17 protein-coding genes are annotated in these 20210 nt (G+C 58.1%); 5 read left to right on the forward strand and 12 right to left on the reverse strand.

Going from position 1 to position 20210, the window contains the following annotated elements:
* Positions 1-7: 7 nt before the first annotated feature.
* Entirely contained in the window at positions 8-292 is a 285-nt protein-coding gene (locus IEX10_RS03645; RefSeq protein WP_188670986.1) for a hypothetical protein, read from the reverse strand.
* On the opposite strand from IEX10_RS03645, the gene IEX10_RS03650 reads away from it, so the two are divergent.
* From IEX10_RS03650 to IEX10_RS03660, 4 genes are read left to right on the forward strand one after another with little or no spacing between them, the layout of a single operon-like run.
* Positions 271-2838, forward strand: a complete 2568-nt coding sequence (locus IEX10_RS03650; protein ID WP_188670988.1) for a type I polyketide synthase — start codon at positions 271-273, stop codon at positions 2836-2838. The genes IEX10_RS03645 and IEX10_RS03650 overlap by 22 nt on opposite strands.
* Positions 2828-3424: an acyl carrier protein gene (locus IEX10_RS19945; RefSeq protein ID WP_229678413.1), complete on the forward strand. Its 597-nt coding sequence runs from the start codon at positions 2828-2830 to the stop codon at positions 3422-3424. The genes IEX10_RS03650 and IEX10_RS19945 overlap by 11 nt, the downstream gene beginning before the upstream one ends.
* A complete protein-coding gene (locus tag IEX10_RS03655) occupies positions 3312-7586 on the forward strand; it encodes a non-ribosomal peptide synthetase (protein WP_229678429.1) in 4275 nt (1424 codons plus the stop codon). Before IEX10_RS19945 ends, IEX10_RS03655 begins: the two co-directional genes overlap by 113 nt.
* A complete protein-coding gene (locus tag IEX10_RS03660; protein WP_188670992.1) occupies positions 7583-10315 on the forward strand; it encodes a condensation domain-containing protein in 2733 nt (910 codons plus the stop codon). Before IEX10_RS03655 ends, IEX10_RS03660 begins: the two co-directional genes overlap by 4 nt.
* Before the next feature lie 29 nt (positions 10316-10344).
* Here the strand turns inward: IEX10_RS03660 and IEX10_RS03665 are convergent, their stop codons facing one another.
* A complete protein-coding gene (locus IEX10_RS03665) occupies positions 10345-11001 on the reverse strand; it encodes a 4'-phosphopantetheinyl transferase family protein (protein ID WP_188670994.1) in 657 nt (218 codons plus the stop codon).
* Between the two features lie 83 nt (positions 11002-11084).
* On the opposite strand from IEX10_RS03665, the gene IEX10_RS03670 reads away from it, so the two are divergent.
* On the forward strand, positions 11085-12887 hold the full coding sequence (locus tag IEX10_RS03670) for a CocE/NonD family hydrolase (RefSeq protein WP_188670996.1): 1803 nt from the start codon (positions 11085-11087) through the stop codon (positions 12885-12887).
* A gap of 6 nt (positions 12888-12893) precedes the next feature.
* Here the strand turns inward: IEX10_RS03670 and IEX10_RS03675 are convergent, their stop codons facing one another.
* The 10 genes from IEX10_RS03675 to IEX10_RS03720 form a co-directional block, all read right to left on the reverse strand.
* Complete coding sequence (locus IEX10_RS03675) at positions 12894-14105, reverse strand: glycosyltransferase (RefSeq protein WP_188670998.1); 1212 nt, start codon at positions 14103-14105, stop codon at positions 12894-12896.
* Positions 14095-14910, reverse strand: coding sequence for a CpsD/CapB family tyrosine-protein kinase (locus tag IEX10_RS03680; protein ID WP_188671000.1), 816 nt, complete (start codon positions 14908-14910; stop codon positions 14095-14097). Before IEX10_RS03680 ends, IEX10_RS03675 begins: the two co-directional genes overlap by 11 nt.
* Entirely contained in the window at positions 14880-15122 is a 243-nt protein-coding gene (locus IEX10_RS03685) for a GNVR domain-containing protein (protein ID WP_188671002.1), read from the reverse strand. The genes IEX10_RS03680 and IEX10_RS03685 overlap by 31 nt, the downstream gene beginning before the upstream one ends.
* Positions 15119-16045 (reverse strand): GumC family protein, encoded by a 927-nt coding sequence (locus IEX10_RS03690; RefSeq protein ID WP_188671004.1) that lies wholly within the window; start codon positions 16043-16045, stop codon positions 15119-15121. Before IEX10_RS03690 ends, IEX10_RS03685 begins: the two co-directional genes overlap by 4 nt.
* A gap of 284 nt (positions 16046-16329) precedes the next feature.
* Positions 16330-16491 carry a hypothetical protein gene (locus tag IEX10_RS03695; RefSeq protein ID WP_188671006.1) on the reverse strand — a complete coding sequence of 54 codons (162 nt, stop codon included), beginning with the start codon at positions 16489-16491 and terminating at the stop codon, positions 16330-16332.
* 167 nt (positions 16492-16658) lie between these two features.
* A complete protein-coding gene (locus IEX10_RS03700) occupies positions 16659-17201 on the reverse strand; it encodes a hypothetical protein (protein ID WP_188671007.1) in 543 nt (180 codons plus the stop codon).
* 5 nt (positions 17202-17206) lie between these two features.
* Positions 17207-17707: a glycosyltransferase gene (locus IEX10_RS03705; protein ID WP_229678414.1), complete on the reverse strand. Its 501-nt coding sequence runs from the start codon at positions 17705-17707 to the stop codon at positions 17207-17209.
* A complete protein-coding gene (locus IEX10_RS03710) occupies positions 17694-18437 on the reverse strand; it encodes a hypothetical protein (protein ID WP_188671011.1) in 744 nt (247 codons plus the stop codon). Before IEX10_RS03710 ends, IEX10_RS03705 begins: the two co-directional genes overlap by 14 nt.
* Positions 18438-18550: 113 nt before the next feature.
* Complete coding sequence (locus IEX10_RS03715) at positions 18551-19594, reverse strand: hypothetical protein (RefSeq protein ID WP_188671013.1); 1044 nt, start codon at positions 19592-19594, stop codon at positions 18551-18553.
* Between the two features lie 16 nt (positions 19595-19610).
* On the reverse strand, positions 19611-20183 hold the full coding sequence (locus tag IEX10_RS03720) for a hypothetical protein (protein ID WP_188671015.1): 573 nt from the start codon (positions 20181-20183) through the stop codon (positions 19611-19613).
* Between the last annotated feature and the right edge of the window lie 27 nt (positions 20184-20210).

Consider the following 20210-nt stretch of genomic DNA (forward strand, 5'->3'; position numbering starts at 1 on the left):
TGCGGGATCAGGGGGCTTCCTGATCCTGCCCGTTGCCTTTGAAATAGGCCTTCGCCGCCTGACGCAAGTTCGGGTCAAACAGGTAAAGGGCTGCAGCATAAATGACGATCGTTGGCAGCGATGCGGCCAGCACGCGCAGCAGATCGGGCAGCCCGTCAAACCACGCAAGGTCGCGTAGGACCACCAGAACTACAGTTGCGAGCACCAGTGGCGCAATAATAAAACGGCTGTGACGGGCAAACCCCTGCCACGCCACCGCGCCGTATTTCTGTGTCAGAGCTGTTTGAAACACCGCAACTGGGCGCATTGGCCCGCAAGCTGGCCGAACAGGGCGCGACTTACGGGCGGGCGGTAGATTCCAAGCCGTCAGAAACAGAACGTGAGGTATCGGACCAAGACATCGCAATTGTCGGCCTGTCCGGTCGGTTTCCACAGTCAGATTCTGTAGACGGGTTTTGGGACAGCCTGTGTCAGGGGCGCGATCTGATCTCGCGGTTCGATCGGTCTGAAATGGAGGACGCCGTATCGCCAGCGGACCGCGCCAAGGCGAATTATCGCACGGCCCGTCCGGTTTTAAACGATGTGGATATGTTCGACGCCAAGTACTTTGGCATTCTGCCCAAAGAGGCCGCTCTGATGGACCCGCAAGCTCGGGTGTTCCTTGAAATTTGCGTTCATGCACTGGAAGATGCAGGCCTTGATCCGCAGCGCACGGAAGCGGCAATCGGTGTCTTTGCAGGGGCCAGTTACAGCACTTATATGCTGGCCAATATCCTGACCGACAGCGCGGCGCTGACGGATTTCACCTCGCAGTTCCAGCTTGGCAATTATGCGGCGTTCACCGGCAATATCGGCGACAGTCTGGCGACACGGGTGGCGTATAAGTTGGATCTGAAAGGTCCGGCAATTTCGATGGGAACGGCGTGTTCAACCTCGCTGACCGCGATTTCGCAGGCCTGTGTGTCTTTGCGCGCGGGGCAATCGGATGTGGCCTTGGCGGGGGGCGTCTCGATCACCTTCCCCCAGAAAAGGGGCTATTTCAGTCAGGACGGCGGCATGGCGTCGGAGGATGGCACCTGCCGCCCGTTCGATGCGGCTGCCAATGGCACGGTGTTTGGTCACGGGGCTGGTGTTGTGGTGCTGAAACGCCTGTCGGACGCGCTGGTAGCAGGGGACCGGATTTACGCAACCATTCGCGGTGTCGGGATCAACAACGACGGGGCAGACAAGCTCGCCTATACCGCGCCATCTGTGAACGGTCAGGCCGAGGCGATCCGGCGCGCCCACCGCGATGCAGGTATTGATGCGGCCACTATTTCCTATGTGGAGTGTCATGGCACCGCGACGCCGCTTGGTGATCCCATTGAAATTCGCGGTCTCAGCACGGCGTTCGGTCCCCAAACGGCCAACCGTTGTGCGCTTGGTTCGGTCAAAGGGAATATCGGGCATCTCGGCGCGGCGGCGGGTGTGGTCGGGGTGATCAAGACGGCCCTGATGCTGCACCACAAAAAGATCCTGCCGGTGGCAAATTTCACCAGCACCAATCCCGATATTGATTTTGAAGGCGGACCTTTCTTTGTGCCCGCAGGCTTGCAGGACTGGAGATGTGACGGGCCACGGCGCGCGGGGATCAGTTCTTTCGGGATCGGCGGAACCAACGCCCATCTGGTTCTGGAAGAGGCACCGACGACAGGGCAACAGCCTGATGTCACTGCCCCGCAAATCCTGCCTCTGTCTGCCAAATCGCCCGAGGCTTTGGCTGAAATGGCTGCAGGGCTGGCGCAGGCCTTGGAAGCTGATGCACCGCCACAACTATCTGATGCGGCCTTTACCTTGCAAGAAGGACGCAGCCGCTTTGACTATCGCGCTGCCGTGGTTGCCCGTACCACTGAGGAGGCCGCGGCTGCGCTGCGCAAATTGCCCGCTGTGAAAACCCGCACGCCTTTGGATGCGCCGGGGGTTTTGTTCATGTTCGCAGGGCAGGGATCGCAGTATCCCGGTATGGGGCGCGGGCTTTATGAAACCGCGCCAGAGTTCACCCGTTGCATTGATCAGGGCGCAGAGATTTTGCAGCCGTTGATCGGGCGCGACATTACCGAAATTCTCTGCCTCGCGGACGTGTCGGATGAAACCGCCGCGCAGGCCTTGCGCGATACCCGTCTGACGCAGCCTGCGTTGTTCCTGATCCAATACGCCAATGCACGCCTGTGGCAATCACGCGGCGTGCATCCGGCTGCGATGATCGGCCATTCTGTGGGTGAATCTGCCGCTGCCGCGATTGCCGGCGTGTTTGATTTTGAAACCGGCCTGAAGATGATCGCGAAACGGGGCCAGTTGATGCAGGATCAGCCTGCGGGCGGGATGTTGTCTGTGCGTGCGACGCGCGACGATCTGGAACCGTTCCTAACCGATGGTCTGGACCTCGCTGCGCAGAACGCGCCGACGCTGCAGGTTGTTGCAGGGCCGGACAGCGCCCTTGATACGTTGAAGGACAGGCTCGATGCGGCGGGGCTGGCGTCAAGCCGGTTGCACACATCCCATGCCTTCCATTCGGCAATGATGGATCCGGTCGCAGAGGCTCTGGCCTCTGAATTCGCCGCTTTCCAGTTTAACGCACCCCGAATCCCTTACGTGTCCTGCGTCACAGGGGACTGGATCACCCCCGCTCAGGCGGTTGATCCGGCTTATTGGGCGGCGCAGGCACGAGCTTGCGTGAATTTTAAGGCGGGCATCCGCACCGCCACACAGGATAAGTCTGCCGTATTGCTGGAGGTGGGCGCAGGGCGCACGCTTTCCGCCTTTGCCGCGCAGACTTTGGAGCGCTGGCGTGCCGCTTGATTTTGCGGATGCCGGACCACGGGGCGTGCGCCGTGTCTCGCTGCCGGGCTATGCGTTCCAGCGCAAACGGCACTGGGTGACACCTGAACCGGTGCAAACCCTTGCCGCCCCACAATCCACAGCAGCCCAACCGACTGCCCCCCTGAGTGAAACAGTAAAGAGTGATCCGGTCATGACCATGAATGCAAACGTTTCCCCTGTTCCGCGCACCGAGCGTTTGCGTGGCGAGCTTATGGCCCTGTTGTCGGACCTTTCGGGGGAGGATCTTGGCCTTGATGAAGTGGATGTGACCTATCTGGAACTGGGTTTTGATTCACTTTTTCTGGGGCAGGTGTCACAGGCGTTATTGCAAAAATATGATGTAACCCTGACCTTCCGCAGCTTACTGACGGAATTCCGGCAATCGCCGATCTGGCGGGCAAACCGCCTTCGGCCACTCGCCCGAATTTGTGAGCCGTGCGGTAAAGGCGCAAATGGAGCGGGGCTATCCCATCGGCCCGCAATCCGAGATCGCAGGGGCCGTGGCGGAACGGTTCGCTCGTATGGTGGAGCACGAGCGTGTTACATTCTGCAACTCCGGTTCTGACGCGGTGATGGCCGCCATGCGATTGGCGCGATCCGTGACGGGGCGCGATAAGGTTGTGATCTTTGAAAATGATTACCACGGCCAGTTTGACGAGGTGCTGATCAAGGGCAACGCCCGTGGCAGTGCGCCTACGGCTTTGCCACTGGCGTCTGGTATTCCGCGCAGTAGCCTGTCCAATATGGTGGTGCTGCCGTATGGGGCCGAAACATCGCTCGACTGGATCAAAGAGAACGCCAAAGACATCGCGGCGGTCATTGTTGAACCGATCCAAAGCCGTCACCCCGAGATGCAACCCATTGAATTTGTGCGAGCTTTGCGTGAATTGACCAAGAACTCCGGTACAGCGCTGGTGTTTGACGAAGTGGTCACAGGGTTCCGCACACATGCCAAAGGTGTGCAGGGTGAATGGGGTATTCAGGGTGATATGGCCACCTATGGCAAGGTTGTCGGTGGCGGTATGCCCGTTGGCGTGCTTGCAGGGGACGCGCGCTTTCTTGATGCGCTTGATGGCGGGTACTGGAGCTATGGCGATGACAGCAAACCGGAAGTCGCGCCGACCTATGTGGCAGGGACTTTCGTGCGTCATCCACTGGTACTGGCGGCGGTTGATGCCACGCTGGAGCATATGGAGAACCACGGCGAGCGTTTGTGGAAAGACACTGCCGCGCGGGCGATCGGTTTGCGCAAACGGATGAACGCATTTCTGGTCAGTCGCGGTCTGCCAGAGCTGGTTACGGGCCATTCCAGCTGGATCGTCCTTAATGTCACCGGCTTTGATCCCCGCGCGACGCTGCTTTATCCGCTGATGCGCTTTGACGGGGTCCATCTGATGGACGGGTTCTGCGGCTTCCTGACAACCGAACACAGCGACGCCGAAGTCAACGCCGTGGCGGAAAGCTTTGAGCGTGCGGTGCGGACCTTGCAAGAGCAGGACATCCTGATCGGCGAGGGGAGGGTCACCGAGGTTCCCTTGGCTGTGCCTGCTAGACTCGCTGGGGACGAGACCTTCCCCCTGACCGAAAGCCAGCGCGAAATCTGGATGACTAACCAGCTCGGGGATAGTGCTTCGTTGTGTTTCAACGAAGGGGCTGTGCTGGATCTGGAGGGGCCGCTGGATGATGCGGCGCTAAGCTTTGCGCTTGACCAGATTATTGCGCGTCATGATGCTTTGCGTGCGGTGTTTGATGCGTCAGGCAACCATTTCACGGTGCAGGCGCCATTCCATTTGCAGATAGAGGTCACAACTGCACCGAAAGGGGCATTTAATGAAACCCTTGCGCGGGTTGCCGATGAAGAGGCCCGTTATCCCTTTGATCTGACGGCACAGCCTGCTTTCCGCGCGCGGTTAGTTCAGGACGGGCAAGATAAGCACGGGCTGGTGCTGACCGCCCATCACATCATCTGTGACGGCTGGTCCCATAACATCCTGTTTGAGGAACTCGCCGCCCTTTACCGCGCGCAAACCGGTGGAGCGGCCGCAGATTTGCCAGAGCCTGCGTCTTTCGCAGCCCACGCCCGCCGCGTGCAGAATATGGCGCCACGGTCCGAAACCCGCGCTTTCTGGGCGTCGCAATATCAGGATATTCCGTTCCTGCCTGAATTGCCTTGTGACCGACCACGCCCCCAACGGCGCAGCTTTGCCGGTGCAACGCTGACACGGTTCATATCCTCTGATCTGATGATTGCGGCGCGTAAGGCCGGGGCAAAACAGCGATGTACCTTGTTTGGCACCCTGTTCGGCGCGTTGCAAATCACGCTTGGGCGGCTGTCTGGCAGTAATGATGTGGTGATTGGTGTTCCCACCGGCGGCCAGGCCCAGCTTGAGAACCCGACCATGATCGGCCATGCGGTGAACCTGCTTCCGATCCGTGCCACAATCGATCCCGCGGCTACTGTTGCTGATCATCTCAAACGGGTGAGCGGAGCAGTCATGGATGCGTTTGATCATCAGGATTACACCTTTGGGACGCTGGTGCAGGACCTTAACGTGCCACGCGCGTTGAACCGTTTGCCGCTCACGGAAATCCAGTTCAATCTTGAGAGCCTGCCGGAGGATCTGGATATGGGTGCTGTGCAGGTGAAGCTGGCCCCGAACAAGAAGGCCGGATCGAATTTTGATATGTTCTTTAACGTGGTGGAATCCAAGGACGGGCTGCGGCTCGACGTGGATTACAACTGCGATGTCTTTGAAGCGGGCACGATAGAACGCTGGATCGGCCATTTCGAGCACGTGCTTTGCAGCATTGCGACAGATACCGCGCTAGCGGTGCGGGATCTGGACCTGAGCACACCAATTGCGGGCGGTGCAGTAGATCAAAGCTACGCGGATTACGACCGCAGCGCCATGATCCAGACGTTGGTGGATCGTACTGCGGCGGTATCTCCCGATGCGATTGCGCTGGAGGACGGCACACGTCAGCTTAGCTACCGCGCATTGCAACAGAACAGCGATGCGCTGGCGGCCCATATTCAGACGCAGGTCGCCGGAACGGGTCAGCGGATCGGTCTGGTGATGGGGCGTTCTGTCGATATGGTTGTCGGGTTGCTCGCGATACTGAAGGCGGGGCATACCTATCTGCCGCTTGACCCGACCCAACCCGAAGCGCGACTGAAGCTGATCCTTGAAACCGCCAAAGCGGCCGCTGTTTTGACCGATACGCCCGCGCAACTGGGTTACGCATCAGCGGCTGGTGCGGTTTTGATTGATGCGGCGTCTGCTACGGCGGGGGCTGTGCCTGCACAGGTGTCCCATGATCCCGAAGCCAGCGCCTATATTATCTTTACGTCAGGGACGACTGGCACGCCGAAAGGGGTGGAAATTCCGCACCGTGCTGTCGTGAATTTCCTGAACTCTATGGCGCAAAAGCCTGGTTTGGTGGCAGAGGATACACTGCTGTCCGTGACAACGGTGATGTTTGATATTGCGGTGCTGGAATTGTTCCTGCCGCTCAGCGTGGGCGCAAAATGCGTCATTGCCAGCAAGGAACAGGTTCTGGACGGTTTCGCGTTGGTGGATCGTTTGCAGCAGGGCGATATTACAGTCATGCAAGCAACGCCGACGCTGTGGGATATGGTGCTGGATGCGGGATTCGCGCCCCAAGCGGGCATGAAGGTGTTGGCAGGTGGGGAGCCTTTGCCAAAAGATTTGGCCGCGCGTTTGATGGCGCAAGGGGCAGAGCTGTGGAACATGTATGGCCCAACCGAAACCACCATCTGGTCTGCGGTTGAAAAGGTAGCCGCAGACGAACCGATCACTATCGGCCACGCTATTGCCAACACCAGCCTTGTGATCCTTGATGCAAACGATAAACAAGTGCCGGTTGGCGTCACCGGGGAGTTGAATATCGGGGGGGACGGGTTGGCCAAAGGCTATCTCGATCGCGCTGACCTGACTGGGAAGGCATTTCGGAATGTGACCGTGAAGGGCACGTCAGAGCGGCTCTACCGGACAGGGGATCTTGCGCGCCAGACTGCTGCTGGCACGATTGAGGTGCTCGGGCGGATTGATACACAGGTGAAGCTGCGCGGCTTCCGCATCGAACTGGGCGAGATCGAAAGCCGCCTTCGCGGTCTGGACGGTATCCACAAAGCGGCCGTGGACGTGAAGACCCGCGCCAGCGGGGACCGACAGCTTGTCGCCTACATCGTCGCGGACGGTGGTGCGACGCCGGATGTCGGTGAAATGCGCCAAGGCCTCGCTGCGGTGTTGCCAAACTATATGGTGCCGCAGGCCTATGTGTCGCTGGACGCCTTGCCCCAGACCGCCAACGGCAAACTGGACCGCAAGTCGCTGCCGGACCCTGATACCGCGCCAGAGATCACGTCTGAACCAGTGGCGCGTGCTGTAACGGAGGCCAAAACCCCGACTGAAGAACAGATCCGCAATATCTGGGAGAACGTGCTGGGGCGTGGGAATATCTCGACCACGGACACGCTTTTTGACCTTGGCGTTGATTCCCTCATGGTGTTCCGCATCGCGGCCCGTCTAGCCGAGGCGGGGTTGAACCTGCAAGCCAAACACTTGCTTGATCACCCAACCATCGCAGCGCTTGCCGCTTTTGCCGACAGCGCGAGTAAGGCGGATGCGCCCAAGGTTCCTGCCGCGCTATCTTTAAAAGACTGCCGCTATGGCGCACGTCGAACCGTGGGGATCGTACAATGAATGTAATCAACTCGCAGTTTGATCCGGAACAGGTGGTGGCGGAATTTCCACTGTCTACGACACAGCAGCAGTTCTGGTTTCTCGACCAGATTCATCCGGGCAATCTAGCTCTGAATGTTGCGGTCAATTGGGAAGTGCAGGGCGTTGTTTGTGCAACCTCGCTAGAGCGCGCCTACCGTTTGGTCATCGCGCGGCACGAAGTTTTGCGCACGCGGTTTGTAGAAAAGGACGGTGCCCCTGTGCAGCAGGTGCTTGACCATGCCGATTTCGATCTAGAGGTGCGGGACATCACCGATTTGCGCGGATCAGCGCAAGAAGCGCGGCTGGCAGAGATCGCCGCAGAGGTATCCCGTTACCCGTTTGATCTGTCCAACACCGGACTGATCCGTGCGACACTTGTGATGACGGGGCCAGATCGGGCCCGTCTGATGACGGTTGTGCATCACAGCATTTATGATGGGTATTCCATCGGTGTTATGGGACGTGAAATTGGCACCAGCGCCGCTGCTTTTGCCGCCGGCAAAACGCCGGACCTGCCGGACCTGCCGCTGCAATATGGCGATTTCAGCTTGTGGCAGCGGCAGTACCTTGCTTCTGGTGTCTTGGACGAGGACACGGCTTACTGGCGTGAGCAGATGAAGGACGCGCTCTATTTTGAAGTGCCCACCGATTTTCCCCGCCCCAAGGCCCGCAACACCGAGATTTCCTATCTTAATGTCGCCTTGCAGGATGATTTTGCCGAAGCGATAGACCGAGTGGCCAAAGCCAACAAGACTTCCCCGTTTGTTGTGGGGGCTGCTGTCACCTCGGCGGCGTTGCACCGTGTAACAGGGGCCGAAGAGGTTCTGTTTGGCACACCCATTGCAGGCCGTCAGGATGTGGAACTGGAACCGCTGATCGGTCCGTTCATTAACCATCAGGTGTTACGTCTGCCGACCCGTGCGTCCGATAGTCTGAAAACCCATATCGCTCAGACCAAAACCGTTGTGGAAGGGGCGCTGGTCCATCAGAACCTGCCATTTTCGAAGCTGGTAGAGGTGGTGAACCCTGTGCGGGATGCCTCTCGTGCGCCGCTTATTTCTATGAACTTCAAACTGCAGCATGTGTTTATGGAGGATGAGACCTACGGCGCTTTCGCTATGGTTTCCAAGCCGACTTTCACGCCAGGCGCTGCGCGTGATCTGGATATTGTGATTATGGGGCGGCCCTCTGGCTGGCGGTTGAATATCGAATACGCACCGAACCTTTATAAACCTGAAACGATTAAAGCACTGCTGGAGATGATCAAGCAAAGCTTTGCCCATGTGTTTGAAACCGGAAACCTGACCCTTGGGAGCCTGCCGCTGGTGCAGGCCAAAGCACCCGCCAAGAAATCGGCGCAAGCGTCAGACGATCCGATTGCGCTGGCTCTGCAATCCCATCCCTTTGTTGCAAATGCAGTGACCGTCCAGCAAACCCGAGGCCACTGGGGGTATGTGACGGCCAATCCGTCCCCGTTGATGGCGTTGGAAACCCTGCCGCAAATATTGATGCAGCATCTGTGCGACCAAGGCGTGGGCACACCGCTGGCAGGTATCAGCGTGCTGACCGCGCTGCCAGATGATCCCGCCACGCTGCCCGCAACGGGGCAAGTGGTTGCATTGCCTGCCAAACCGGCCAAGCCAGCCAACCCGCAGGGTGATCTGGAACAGGGTATCATGTCCATCTGGCAGGAGCTGCTGGAACACCGGACCATTCCCACGGACCGCAGCTTCTTTGAACTGGGGGGGCATTCCCTTCTGGCTGTGCGCATGGTGGCGCGCATTCGCAAGGAATGGAATGTCAGTCTCGGGGTGGCGGCGATCTATGAAACGCCGACGATTAAAGAACTGGTGGCCCATCTCGCCCCGCAAATCGCTCCGAGCGCTGAAGCTGTTGAAACCGATTGGCGGGTAGAACCGATCCGCACCGACGGGGAGGGGCAGCAGATTATTGCGATCAACGACATCAGCCTGATCCTGAACGCCTCGGAGCATTTCAGCGAAAGCCGCCCCTCGGTGTGCGTGCGCTTGTTTGACGGCCAGCGTGGCATCGACCAATCAGAACGCAGCTTTCTGGAGATCGCCGCGGAATACGCCAAAGTGATAGAAGCGCATCAGCCCCAAGGTCCGTATCTGCTGTTCGGGGCCTGCGTCCACGGCAATATTGCACTGGAGGCAGCACGTCATTTGCAGGCCAAAGGGCATGAAATCGCGGGGGTGGTGATCAAGGACTGCTGGGAGCCGGGCTATGCCGCTGGTATCCACGCAGATAAAACCCAGCGTCGGCGCGAAAAGCTGTATGCGCTGGGCAACCGGATGCGGCAGGTGCGTAAGAAACGGATGTCTCTGGCAGCAATGCTTGGCAGTTACCGGATTGTGCGCAAATCCGGTGTGCTGACGCTCGCCACACGGCTTGGCCTGATGGATCGTGTGCGGGCGACGGATATGACAGCAGAACAGGAAGGCTTTGTGGAATACATCTCGCAAGCGCGGAACGTGTACCGACCCGAACCGCTCGGCTTTCCGATCTTGCATGTGGTGACGCGGATCACGCCGACCAGTAAGGGATTTCTGCCCTCTATCGGTTGGGAAAAGATCGCGGGGGCCAATCTGCGGACTGTTTCGATTGATGATGTTTCGGTTGTGAAGGGCCAGATCAGCGGCACGGACGAACTGGCGCAACAGATCGAGGGCTTCCTTGCCCGTTAGGTAGATCGCGCAAGGTGTAGGGGCCGTGTTCAGCGGCGGGTAACTGTAACAGGGCGTGCGTGGCTGAACACCGCAATTGCGCCCACCAAATCCGGTGCGAAATCGAGATGATGCAGGCTCAGACTGTCCACACAAGCCGGATCGGGCGTATAGCGAAGCAGTTGGGGCGGCGTGTCCGGTGTCAGGGTGACATCAAAACTGTCCAGCTCTACCGAAAGACCCTCTCCACGGGCTTTCAGGACGGCCTCTTTGCGGGTCCAGCAGCGGAAAAAACCGTCCGCAAACCGCGTTGGGCCCAAGGCTTCAAGTTCCTCTCGCTCTCGCAGGGAAAAGAACCGCTCCGCAAGGTCGGTCTCTACGGGACGGTAGTGCTGGATGTCGAGCCCGAGATCGCAGCCCCGTGTAACCGCAAGCGCGGCTTGGTTTTCCGAATGACTGAGGTTGAAAAACACATCCCCCGCCAGTGCCGGTTTGCCGTTGGGGCCATAGTCAAACGCCAACCCGCTGGCCGGTTTGCCAGTGTATTGGGACAGAATGTGCCGCAGAGTCGCGCGACCCACGGCATAGCGGTTCTGATGCAAAGGCTGCACAAACCTGCGCGCACGCTGTTGTTCGCCGCTGCTCAGAACCGACAGGTCGACATCCTGCCGTGCATCCAGATCCCAGACCCAAAGATCGATATTCACTTCCAAACCGGTATTGCCCTGCCGTTTCTGTCACTCGGGCGACACTGGCACAACTGCCCCCACAGGTCGAGAGGTGTAACCCCATGTTGAAATCCCTCCTGATCCGGCTGGCAGCTCTTTTATGTGTTATCGGCGCTGCGCTGGTCTTTACAGAACAGGGACGCGCAGTTTTGCGGCCTGTGAAGCAGATGCTGGACTTCCGCGCCTTTGCGGCCGAACTGCCGGTCGCGACCAAGGTGAAGGAGCATCAGGTGGCAATGCCCGATGGGGTGACGCTGGCCACGGATGTCTACCTGCCTGAAGGTGGTGCTGCGCAAAAGCCGGTGGTGCTGGTGCGGCTGCCCTATGGCAAGCGGGTCTACGGCGAGGCGTTGCATTGGGTGCGCCTGTTCAGCGCCAATGACTACGCTGTTGTGGTGCAGGACATGCGCGGGCGGTATGGATCGGGCGGAGTGTTTGCGCCCTATCCGAACGAACGGGGCGACGGGGTGGCCACGCTCGACTGGATTTTGGCGCAGGAATGGGCGCAGCCTGTTGTGGGCACGATCGGGTGCTCTGCGCTGGGCGAAACGCAGGTCTTGCTGGCCGCAGAACGCCATCCCGCCCACCGCGCCATGATCCCGATGGGGGCGGGCGGTGCAATCGGAACCGCGCAGGGCGCCTACGGGTTTTACGGCTTCTTTGAGGGGGGTATCCTGAACCTTGCCTCCGGTTTTGGCTGGTTTCAGGGGCAGGGCGGTAAGACAGGCGATCTGATGCAGGCCCCGCCTTTGGACTACACAGAAGCGCTGAAAACCCTGCCGGTGATCGGGGCCGTCGCCCGTTACCGCGCGGATGCCACCGATTTCGAAGAGCTTTTGCGCGGCGTTGATGATCCCGAGATTCATAACACTTGGGGGTATATCTCGGATCGGGACCGGTTCGATGTGCCAACCCTGATGGTGGACACGTGGTATGACTATGGCATCGGGTTCAGCTTTCAACTGTTGGACATGATCCGCAAGGGTAACCCCGAAAGCCGCTTCCTGATTGCTCCGGCGACCCATTGCGACATGGCTGGACCCCTTTCCAGCGGGGCGGTCGGCGATGTGCCTGTAAACCCGCAACAGAAGGTCGATCTGGACGGGATTTATCTGTCGTTTATGAACGCGCATCTGAAGGGGCAGGCGGAAGCGCCCCAGCCGACTTTTCAGTCCTATGTGTTGAACCGCGATGACTGGCTTGGGTCGTCAATCTGGCCGCCGCGTGCTGCCGAGCGGAAGCGGTTTTACCTGCGGGGTAAAGCATTGTCCGAAATGCCTTCTTCAGCGACAGATACCCGAATATTTCATTCCGATCCTTCTAATCCGGTGCCAACCATTGGCGGGGCGATTTGCTGCACCGGCGATCCGGAATCCCGCGCCGGTCCGCTGGATCAATCCCCGCTGGAATCGCGGGACGATCTGCTGATTTACACCGGTGAATCCCTCACCCAACCGCTTGATATTGCAGGGCCGTTAAGGGCTGTGTTGCATGTATCCACGGATGTGCGGGACACCGATCTGGTGGTGCGGTTGACGGATGTGAGTCCGGATGGAAAATCGGTTTTGATACAAGAGGGCGCCTTGCGCCTGCGGTATCGCAACGGTTTTGATACGCCTGAACTGATGCAAACGGATCAGATTTACCGCGCCGAGGTTTCCCTGCGCCACATCGCCTATCGCCTTAAATCCGGTCATCAATTGCGCTTGCACGTGGCGGGCAGCAGCTTTCCGCGCCTTGCCAGACACATGAACACCGGCGGTGATCCCTACCGCGAAAGCGATCCGCAAATCGCGCGGATCACCCTGCACAGTGGCGCGGGGGGCGAAAGTTTCGTGGACCTGTTTACCCTGCCAGCGCCCTAGGTGACCCTAACGCGGGGCAAAGCCAAGGTCGGAAAGGTTCCGCGCGATACCCGCCTGAAATGCAGCCTCATCGAACTTTGCGGCGTGACGGGTCAGGGCCTGCGGGTCCAGATCGTCCAGTTTCTCGGCCTCAAAGGTTTTCACAGCCTCCACCAACCCGTCCACCGAACAGTCCTGAAACAGCAGGCCGGTTTGGCGATCCACCACAGTATCGAGCGCCCCACCGCGGCCATAGGCGATCACAGGACGGCCCGAGGCCATGGCCTCTACCGGAATAATCCCGAAATCCTCTTCTCCTGGAAAAATCAAAGCCTTACAGCGGGCCATATGGTCCTTCAGTACTGGAAACGGCACTTTGCCCAGGAATGTCACATTGTCCGGCGCGCTGCGGGCGAGTTTCTTCCACGTCTTATCCGGCCCACCGATCACAACCAGCGGTTTGTTAAGACGGCGGAACGCTTCTATTGCGATGTCAGGGCGCTTGTAGGCCGCCAGCTCTCCGGCCCAGAGATAGATGTCACCGCGATCGCTGGCAGGAACCGGTGCGAAATCCTCTACGGCGACGGGGGGATGCACCACAGATGCATCGCGGCGCCAGTATTTGCGGATACGGGCGGCGACGTGGTTTGAATTGGCCACAAATCCGTCCACCCGCGCCGCACTGGTTACATCCCAAGACCGTAGCCCATGGGCCAGATGGGGCATCAACGTACGAGTAATCAGCCCCGCGCCATTGCGGTAGGTGTGGTACTGATCCCAAAGATACCGCATCGGCGAATGGCAGTAGCACAGGTGCGGCGCTTCGGGCGGCGCGATGACGCCTTTGGCAGGGCCAGCCTCGCTTGAGATCACCAGATCATATCCGGTCAGGTCTATCTCTTCCAATGCGCGGGGCATAAAGGGCAGGTACTTCTGATACATCTTTGCCGCCATTGGCAGACGCGACACAGAAGTGGTTTTGACGCTATGCCCGTTGATCAGATCGCTGATGGTTTCGGGCGTGTAGACATGGGTGAAAATATCCGCCTGCGGGTACATCCGGCATAGGGATTCCAGAACCTTTTCGCCACCCCGCATCCCCACCAGCCAGTAGTGGATGATCGCCACGCGCGGCTGCGACCCCGTACTGTGCAATCGGGCAGGGGCAGACAACGCTGCTGCCGTGCCACGGGACAGGTCCGCCTGTTCGCGAAGTGGTGTGAAACGGTTATTCTTCATAGGCGTAGCCCCCGACAAATTCTCTGAAATATTCTTTCGGGTCCACCATGTTGAACACCAGACCGCTTGGCCGCGCGCGGGCATCCCCAAGCATCCCGAGCGCCTTTTTAACCGCCTGTTTCGGCGTTTCATTCCAGCGCACGACAAACACCAGACTGTCCACAGCACGCGCCAGCATCAGCCCGTCCGCAACAGCCAGAACCGGTGGAGAGTCGATGATAATCACATCATAACTCTGCTCTAGCAAGGACATGATTTCCGCCAGCTTGTCTTGCCCCAACGCATCTACAGTCTGGGCATGGGCCCCGTTGGACGTGAGGATATCAAACGGCATATGGGTGTCCGAATAAATCGCCTGATCCAGATCGCACGCCTGTTCAAGATAATCCGACAGACCGTAATCCATATCCCAACCAAATTGCTGCGCCAGACCGGAACGGCGCAGGTCACAATCTACAAGGATCACCGATTTTCCGGTCTTCGCAATCATGGCCGCAAGGTTCAGCGTGGTGGTGGTTTTGCCTTCATCCGGTGTCGAAGATGTCACCAGAATTTTCTGCGTCTTTCCCGCAGGCAGTTGAAGCAGAACCGAAGTTCGCAACTGGCGGATGCGTTCCGCGTATTCACTGTTTGGCGCGTACATCACGTCTAGATAGCTGTCGACCGGATTATCCCAGTCGCCCGCTTGCAAGGATGCCAGCACCGGCAGGCCGGTGTCCGCTTCGATATCATCCTCGCTGCGGTAACTTTTGGATACAAACCCCAGATAAAACGTCACGCCAAAGCCGACCGCCATGCCCAACATGGCCCCAGAACCGCGATCAGTTTGGGTTTCGGTGCGGACGGAGTCCCCGGTACAGTGGCCTGTTCAATGATCCGCGCATCCGCCTTTTGCAACTGTTCCTGACTGCGGGTTTCTGTCAGCCGGTTCAGCAGCTGTTCATAGGCCAGCCGCGCAGAGTTCACCTTGCGTTGAAGTTCCTCCTGATCCAGTTCGTTGGTGGAAATGGCAATCATCCGTTGCTGCATTTGTTCCATGTTGGACTGGATCGATCGTTCGCGGGCCTGTGCCAGTTGCACCTCGCCTCGGCCATGGTGCGATCTGTCTGCGCTTCGGACAGTTTCGTGGTCAATTCGAATATTTGTTGCGAGATCGCTTGTAAGCTGGTGCCATCCGCCTGCAAATTGGCCATCCGCCTGCGCACACCTGCGGCCTGTGCCTCTTCCAGTTCGGCGCGCAGGATTTTCAGACGTTCCTCAATCCATGCCGTGGCCTGTTTGGCGACATTCTGGCGGTTTTCCAGTTGTTGTTCGATGTATTTTTCCGCAATCGTCTGCGCCAGCAGTGCCGAGAGCTGCGGGCTTTCGGTTTTGGCGGTGATGCTAATCACAAAAGACTTGCCTTCGCGCCGCACCGACAGGTTTTTGCGGATGACGTAGACCAGATATTCGATCTTGCTGCGCAGTGCCTGTTCCAATGTTGGAGGTTCGGGCGTCTTCATCAAACCGAAATCCCGCGCCACGGATTTTACACGGTCCTTCAGCCCCGGTGGCTGGTTCGCAGGATCAAGGATCGCGAGGCGTTCAAAGCCGATCTCGGCAATCACCTTTTCAATCAGCAGGTTCGACTGGATCACCGCCGCTTCGGACAGGACAAGCTGGTCATTGATGTCGAGGTCGGAAACAACGTCCTCGCCGATTGTCACCTGACTTTCGCGCGGGTCGAGCATGACCTTGGATTGCGCGCTGTAGGTCGGGGTAATCTGGGAGACCAGAACAAAGGCCAGAATGCCAAAGAACAGAGTGCAAAGAATGATCAGAATGCGCCGCCGCCAGATCATCCGCGCAAGATGTTTCAGGTCGACCATATCCCGATCATCTGCCCCAATCCGCTTCATCGGGAAGAAACCGTCCTCAAATGGGGGCTTGCGATTGTACATGACAATCTCGTACTCGTTAATCAAAACAACTTACGCGGAAACACCACCTATGATGTGCCTTCGGAAAAGGTTTGTGTCAAACTTTCCCATATTTTTAAGGGCTATTGTTGCGCCGTGACCGTCTAAGGGATGACCCGTTGCGCGATTGCCCCGTTTCGCTCAACAATGGGGGAGGCCGCCCGTTTTTGTTTAATACGTGACTCTAAAGCCGCACCGCGGGCGAGTCCTGATGTCTAGCCCGCGAGGACAAAGAAGAAAATCTCCAGATCCGGTGTCGGCGTTGTTTATAGGGCCGAAATTACCAGTGCAAGGCAAGCGGTTTTCAGGCTGTGCAACACGGCGGTGTTCTGGACTGAACCGTCCTTGATCCGCGCACGTGACAGCGCACCCAGAAACAGCAGGTAAAGCGCGGTGCCGACCAGCCCGATGCTGCCCAGACAGGCCAAAAACCGAACAGACCATGCGTATAGAACCCGAGAGACGAGGCTTCGGGAAAACCGCCGATAATCCGCTTGAGCCCGGCCATTTTATGATCCACCAGCATGGAATAATTGGCTGTGCGGATCGGCTCCAGCAATTCAGGCGCGCCAATCGCGAAGGTCAGAACATCAACCTAGCCGAGCATGAAATTCACCACCGTCGCGGCGATCATCGCATTGAGAACTTTGTCAAAATCCGGTTTCGTCCGAAACAGTGTTGCCACTGCAAAGAAGGCCAGAACGTCCAGCATCAACCGAAACAACTGGGTGATATTTCCAGTGGTCGGGCGCAGGAAAACGGAGATAATCTCGGTCTTGTTGTCCGCACGGGAAATACCGAAAACCTCTGTCTGATAGGCAAAGAGACGCGGGAAAATTAGGGTGGTGACAATGCAGTAAATTGTCAGCAGCAACAGATAAAAACCGGGCTGTCCGGGCCGCATTGTACCTACAGTCCGCGCCGGACCGTTTGAACCAGAGAACACCAGCGCGAACAGCACCAACCCACCCAGATCAATGATCCCGATAGAGGCACCGCCCACCGCAGGCATATTGAACGCCGCCGCCGCGCCAAAGGGGGACATGATGAAAAACCAGTGCAGGCCCTGTTGCGGCCCTTGTTTCATCAGCATCACCACCAGAAGCAGGGCGAGAAGGGTGCTCGGGACGAGCTGCATTGCAGTCAGGCGGCCCTATTAACCAACGTGTTATACATGGACAGCAGGCTATCGCCCCAACCCTGCGGTGTCATCGCAAAGGGGTTTTCATTGGCAAAGGCCGTTTCACTGATCCTGCGCACATCTTGCGCCGGCATCTCTTTCATTTCGGTTAACGTGCGTGCAAAATCGGTCGGGTCAAGCACATTACAAGCCAAGCCTAGACCACGGTTTGTGATTTCCTCCGCCAAAAAGGCCGTGTGGGGCAGGATCACTGGAAGACCGCTTTGCTGTGCTTCAATGGCGACCATTCCAAAGGGTTCGGCATAAAGACTGGGCATCACAACGGCGCGGGCTTCCTGCAACAAAACCGCAAGCCGAGGGGCATCGCACCAACTTTCCTGCCGCACCTCTGGAAACTCGGCTCGGAACATCTGCGACAGCGGTCCTTCCCCCACGGTCACTAGCGGCACATCTGCCGCACGCGCGGCGCGAGCCAGTTCGATAATGCCCTTATCCGGTTCCATCCGGCTCACGAAATAAAAGGCGCTGTTCTCCTCGGCTTTTACGCGCGATGCCGTGAAGGGGTGGCGGATTGCGCAGTGTTTTCAGAGTCATAGCGCCGCATCCGAAAGTCGACAGACGGTGCTGCATCTTGGGGTGGATCGCCACCACCGCACCCCATTTGTGCTTGTCTGTCAGAACGTGGCGAAGACCGGTTTGCCGCAACACGCGCCAGCCCTTTTGGACATAAGATCGTTTGTCGCATTGGGTCGCAAGACAGGCCGGACCCAGTGGCGTGCGATCACAGGATATGCGCTTTTGAAAGTCATAAAACACCCCGTTTGGACAGGCAAGAAACTGGTCGTGGGAATGGATCACCACACGGGGCGCCACAGATTTCAATGCGCTAAAAATACTCGGCGACAGGATCAGGGACCAGGCGTGAACGTGATAAATTGTGTCGTCTGTATCGCGTTCGCGGATCAATCGTTCCAGCGCGGATTTGGCCCTGATGTTGTAAAGCCCGCTCGCCATCGCGTGTAGCTTTCCCTGTTCCAACAATGGTTTACCGCCCACCGAAACAATATCCACGCCGAGATCGGAAATCGCCGTGTGGCGCGCATCATCGCCACAAAACAGGGTGACAGGGACGTCCCGCGCGCGAAACAGTTTGGCAGAAAGCAATGCCAGTGCCGTGGCCCCACCTCGTGCAAGACTAAAGTCGTTAATAATGACCCCCCGCGCGCAATTCATGAACTGTTTACCTTTGGTGCTTAGAAATGATTTACCCCAGATTAGGCAACAAGAGAGGCGGAATTATGAGGGTATTTTGACATTAACGATTAGGGTGCCAGACTGTGGTAATTCTATTTGGTGCGTAACAATTCCGACGTAGGGAAAATATCTGCCGAAAGGCGGATGCGGTGTTCGGTGTAGTCGACCCAAGGAGTGTCGTTGGGACTGATACTGAAACGCAGTCTGTCACCCCGTTTAAAAAAAATGTGGCGATCCTTGATATGCAGCTCGGTCTTGACCTGCTGCTCCATGATCGGGGTGTCGTTGACAAGGATGACAAGGCCTATCCCGTCTTCGCTTTTGCTGCTGACCTTCCAGCGGGCATCTATTGAAACGGCTACGTCGTATGGCGCTGTGTAGCTTTGCACGACGCTTACATCGCTGCCGTCCTTTTGGGTCGGCACAAGGAACTCTGCTGCCAGCCGCAGATCAGGGAAATCCGCGTGGCCGAGGTAGGGCACCCAAGGCACGCCCTGACGCTCTTGTCCGGGCATGGTTTGAAAGGTCTGTTCGGTTCCATTGTGGAGGATGCTGTTCTGCCAGACCGATTTGGCCGGCAAAGCCCCCAGTTTTGGATAATCCAACTGGTGAAAGCTATCAGCGAGAAGGCGCTGCGGTGTGAGCGTTATATCTCGTGCCATCTGCAAAGGTTCACTGGATATAATAACTAGCGGGGCAATGGGGGAGAGGGACAGGTTCCCCTGATCGAGGAGCAGTCCGGTTGCCGTAAACGCCGTAAGGGCGGGCGGGATGCCAATCTCGCGGGGCTCTCCCCAGATCACCAGTTTACGCTGATCAAACAGGCAGCCGTAGGTAAAAGGATCCGGCTGGATCGGCTCTACCGGAAGACCGGAAAATTCCGTCTGTGCAAACCCGAAGGCACGTCCGGTCGGAGTGGGCCTGCCAGCATCGTCGACAACCGGCACCAACCCGTCGCCCCGTGGGTGCATCGGATACCAGACCGCGCGATCCACGCCGGACAGAGCCATCTGACAATAGTTGCGCAGCAGGAAACCGGGGGCGTTTTCTGCGTCTAATGTGCCAAATTCGGTGATCTCGATCGGGATGGTCTTTGCTTCGGGAAGGCGGCGCAGCACATTGATTTGACGCTGCAAATGTTCTGCGGGTGTGTCATATGTGTGCAGCGCCAGCGCATCGGTGTACGCCGCAGCGCCCTTGGCGTAGGTCTATCGCAAGATAGCCGACTGGGATGGAATGAACCTCGCCGCCGACAATGCGGATGTCGGGGTTTTGCGCTTTGACATTTTCATACACAGATTTCAGCAACGCCAAATAGTAACCCGCCCGCGCACCAAGATGGGGTGTGCGCACGGGGCCGCTGACAAAATCATTTCCGTTAAACTCATTCCCGACTTCAACAGAACGGATGTTGGGATATTGCGCAACGGTGCGGGCTGCGTAACGCCCGAAGGCGGCTACCGCTGCGTCCGTATGTGCGGTTTCTCCACCGTCATAGGCCGGGTGGTAGGCGTTAATAAAAAGGCTCATATCCAGTGCGCGCGCGCAAAATCCCGGGATAGGCACCGCGCCACCCGCGATAATCAAACCGTCCATCGTCTTTTTCAACCACGGACCAGTGCACGGTGTCGCGAAAGTCACGTACGGGGATTTCGGCAGTCCCGTCCAGAATATCCGGCCGCCAACCCTGACTGAAATTTGCAGCATCACCAAGATCAGGGCCAACCTTAGGCTGCGCGATGCATTGATTGC

It is taken from the genome of Neptunicoccus cionae, from assembly GCF_014643735.1.
Taxonomy (GTDB): Bacteria; Pseudomonadota; Alphaproteobacteria; order Rhodobacterales; family Rhodobacteraceae; genus Amylibacter; species Amylibacter cionae.

Excerpts from the sequence above, each read along its gene's own strand:
- IEX10_RS03655 (WP_229678429.1), top strand. The coding sequence starts at position 3,312 with ATGGAGCGGGGCTATCCCATCGGCCCGCAATCCGAGATCGCAGGGGCC.
- IEX10_RS03675 (WP_188670998.1), bottom strand. The coding sequence starts at position 14,105 with ATGAAGAATAACCGTTTCACACCACTTCGCGAACAGGCGGACCTGTCC.
- IEX10_RS03690 (WP_188671004.1), bottom strand. The coding sequence starts at position 16,045 with ATGTACAATCGCAAGCCCCCATTTGAGGACGGTTTCTTCCCGATGAAG.
- IEX10_RS03670 (WP_188670996.1), top strand. The coding sequence starts at position 11,085 with ATGTTGAAATCCCTCCTGATCCGGCTGGCAGCTCTTTTATGTGTTATC.
- IEX10_RS03660 (WP_188670992.1), top strand. The coding sequence starts at position 7,583 with ATGAATGTAATCAACTCGCAGTTTGATCCGGAACAGGTGGTGGCGGAA.
- IEX10_RS03710 (WP_188671011.1), bottom strand. The coding sequence starts at position 18,437 with ATGAATTGCGCGCGGGGGGTCATTATTAACGACTTTAGTCTTGCACGA.
- IEX10_RS03685 (WP_188671002.1), bottom strand. The coding sequence starts at position 15,122 with ATGATTGCCATTTCCACCAACGAACTGGATCAGGAGGAACTTCAACGC.
- IEX10_RS03680 (WP_188671000.1), bottom strand. The coding sequence starts at position 14,910 with ATGTTGGGCATGGCGGTCGGCTTTGGCGTGACGTTTTATCTGGGGTTT.
- IEX10_RS03700 (WP_188671007.1), bottom strand. The coding sequence starts at position 17,201 with ATGCAGCTCGTCCCGAGCACCCTTCTCGCCCTGCTTCTGGTGGTGATG.
- IEX10_RS03705 (WP_229678414.1), bottom strand. The coding sequence starts at position 17,707 with ATGGAACCGGATAAGGGCATTATCGAACTGGCTCGCGCCGCGCGTGCG.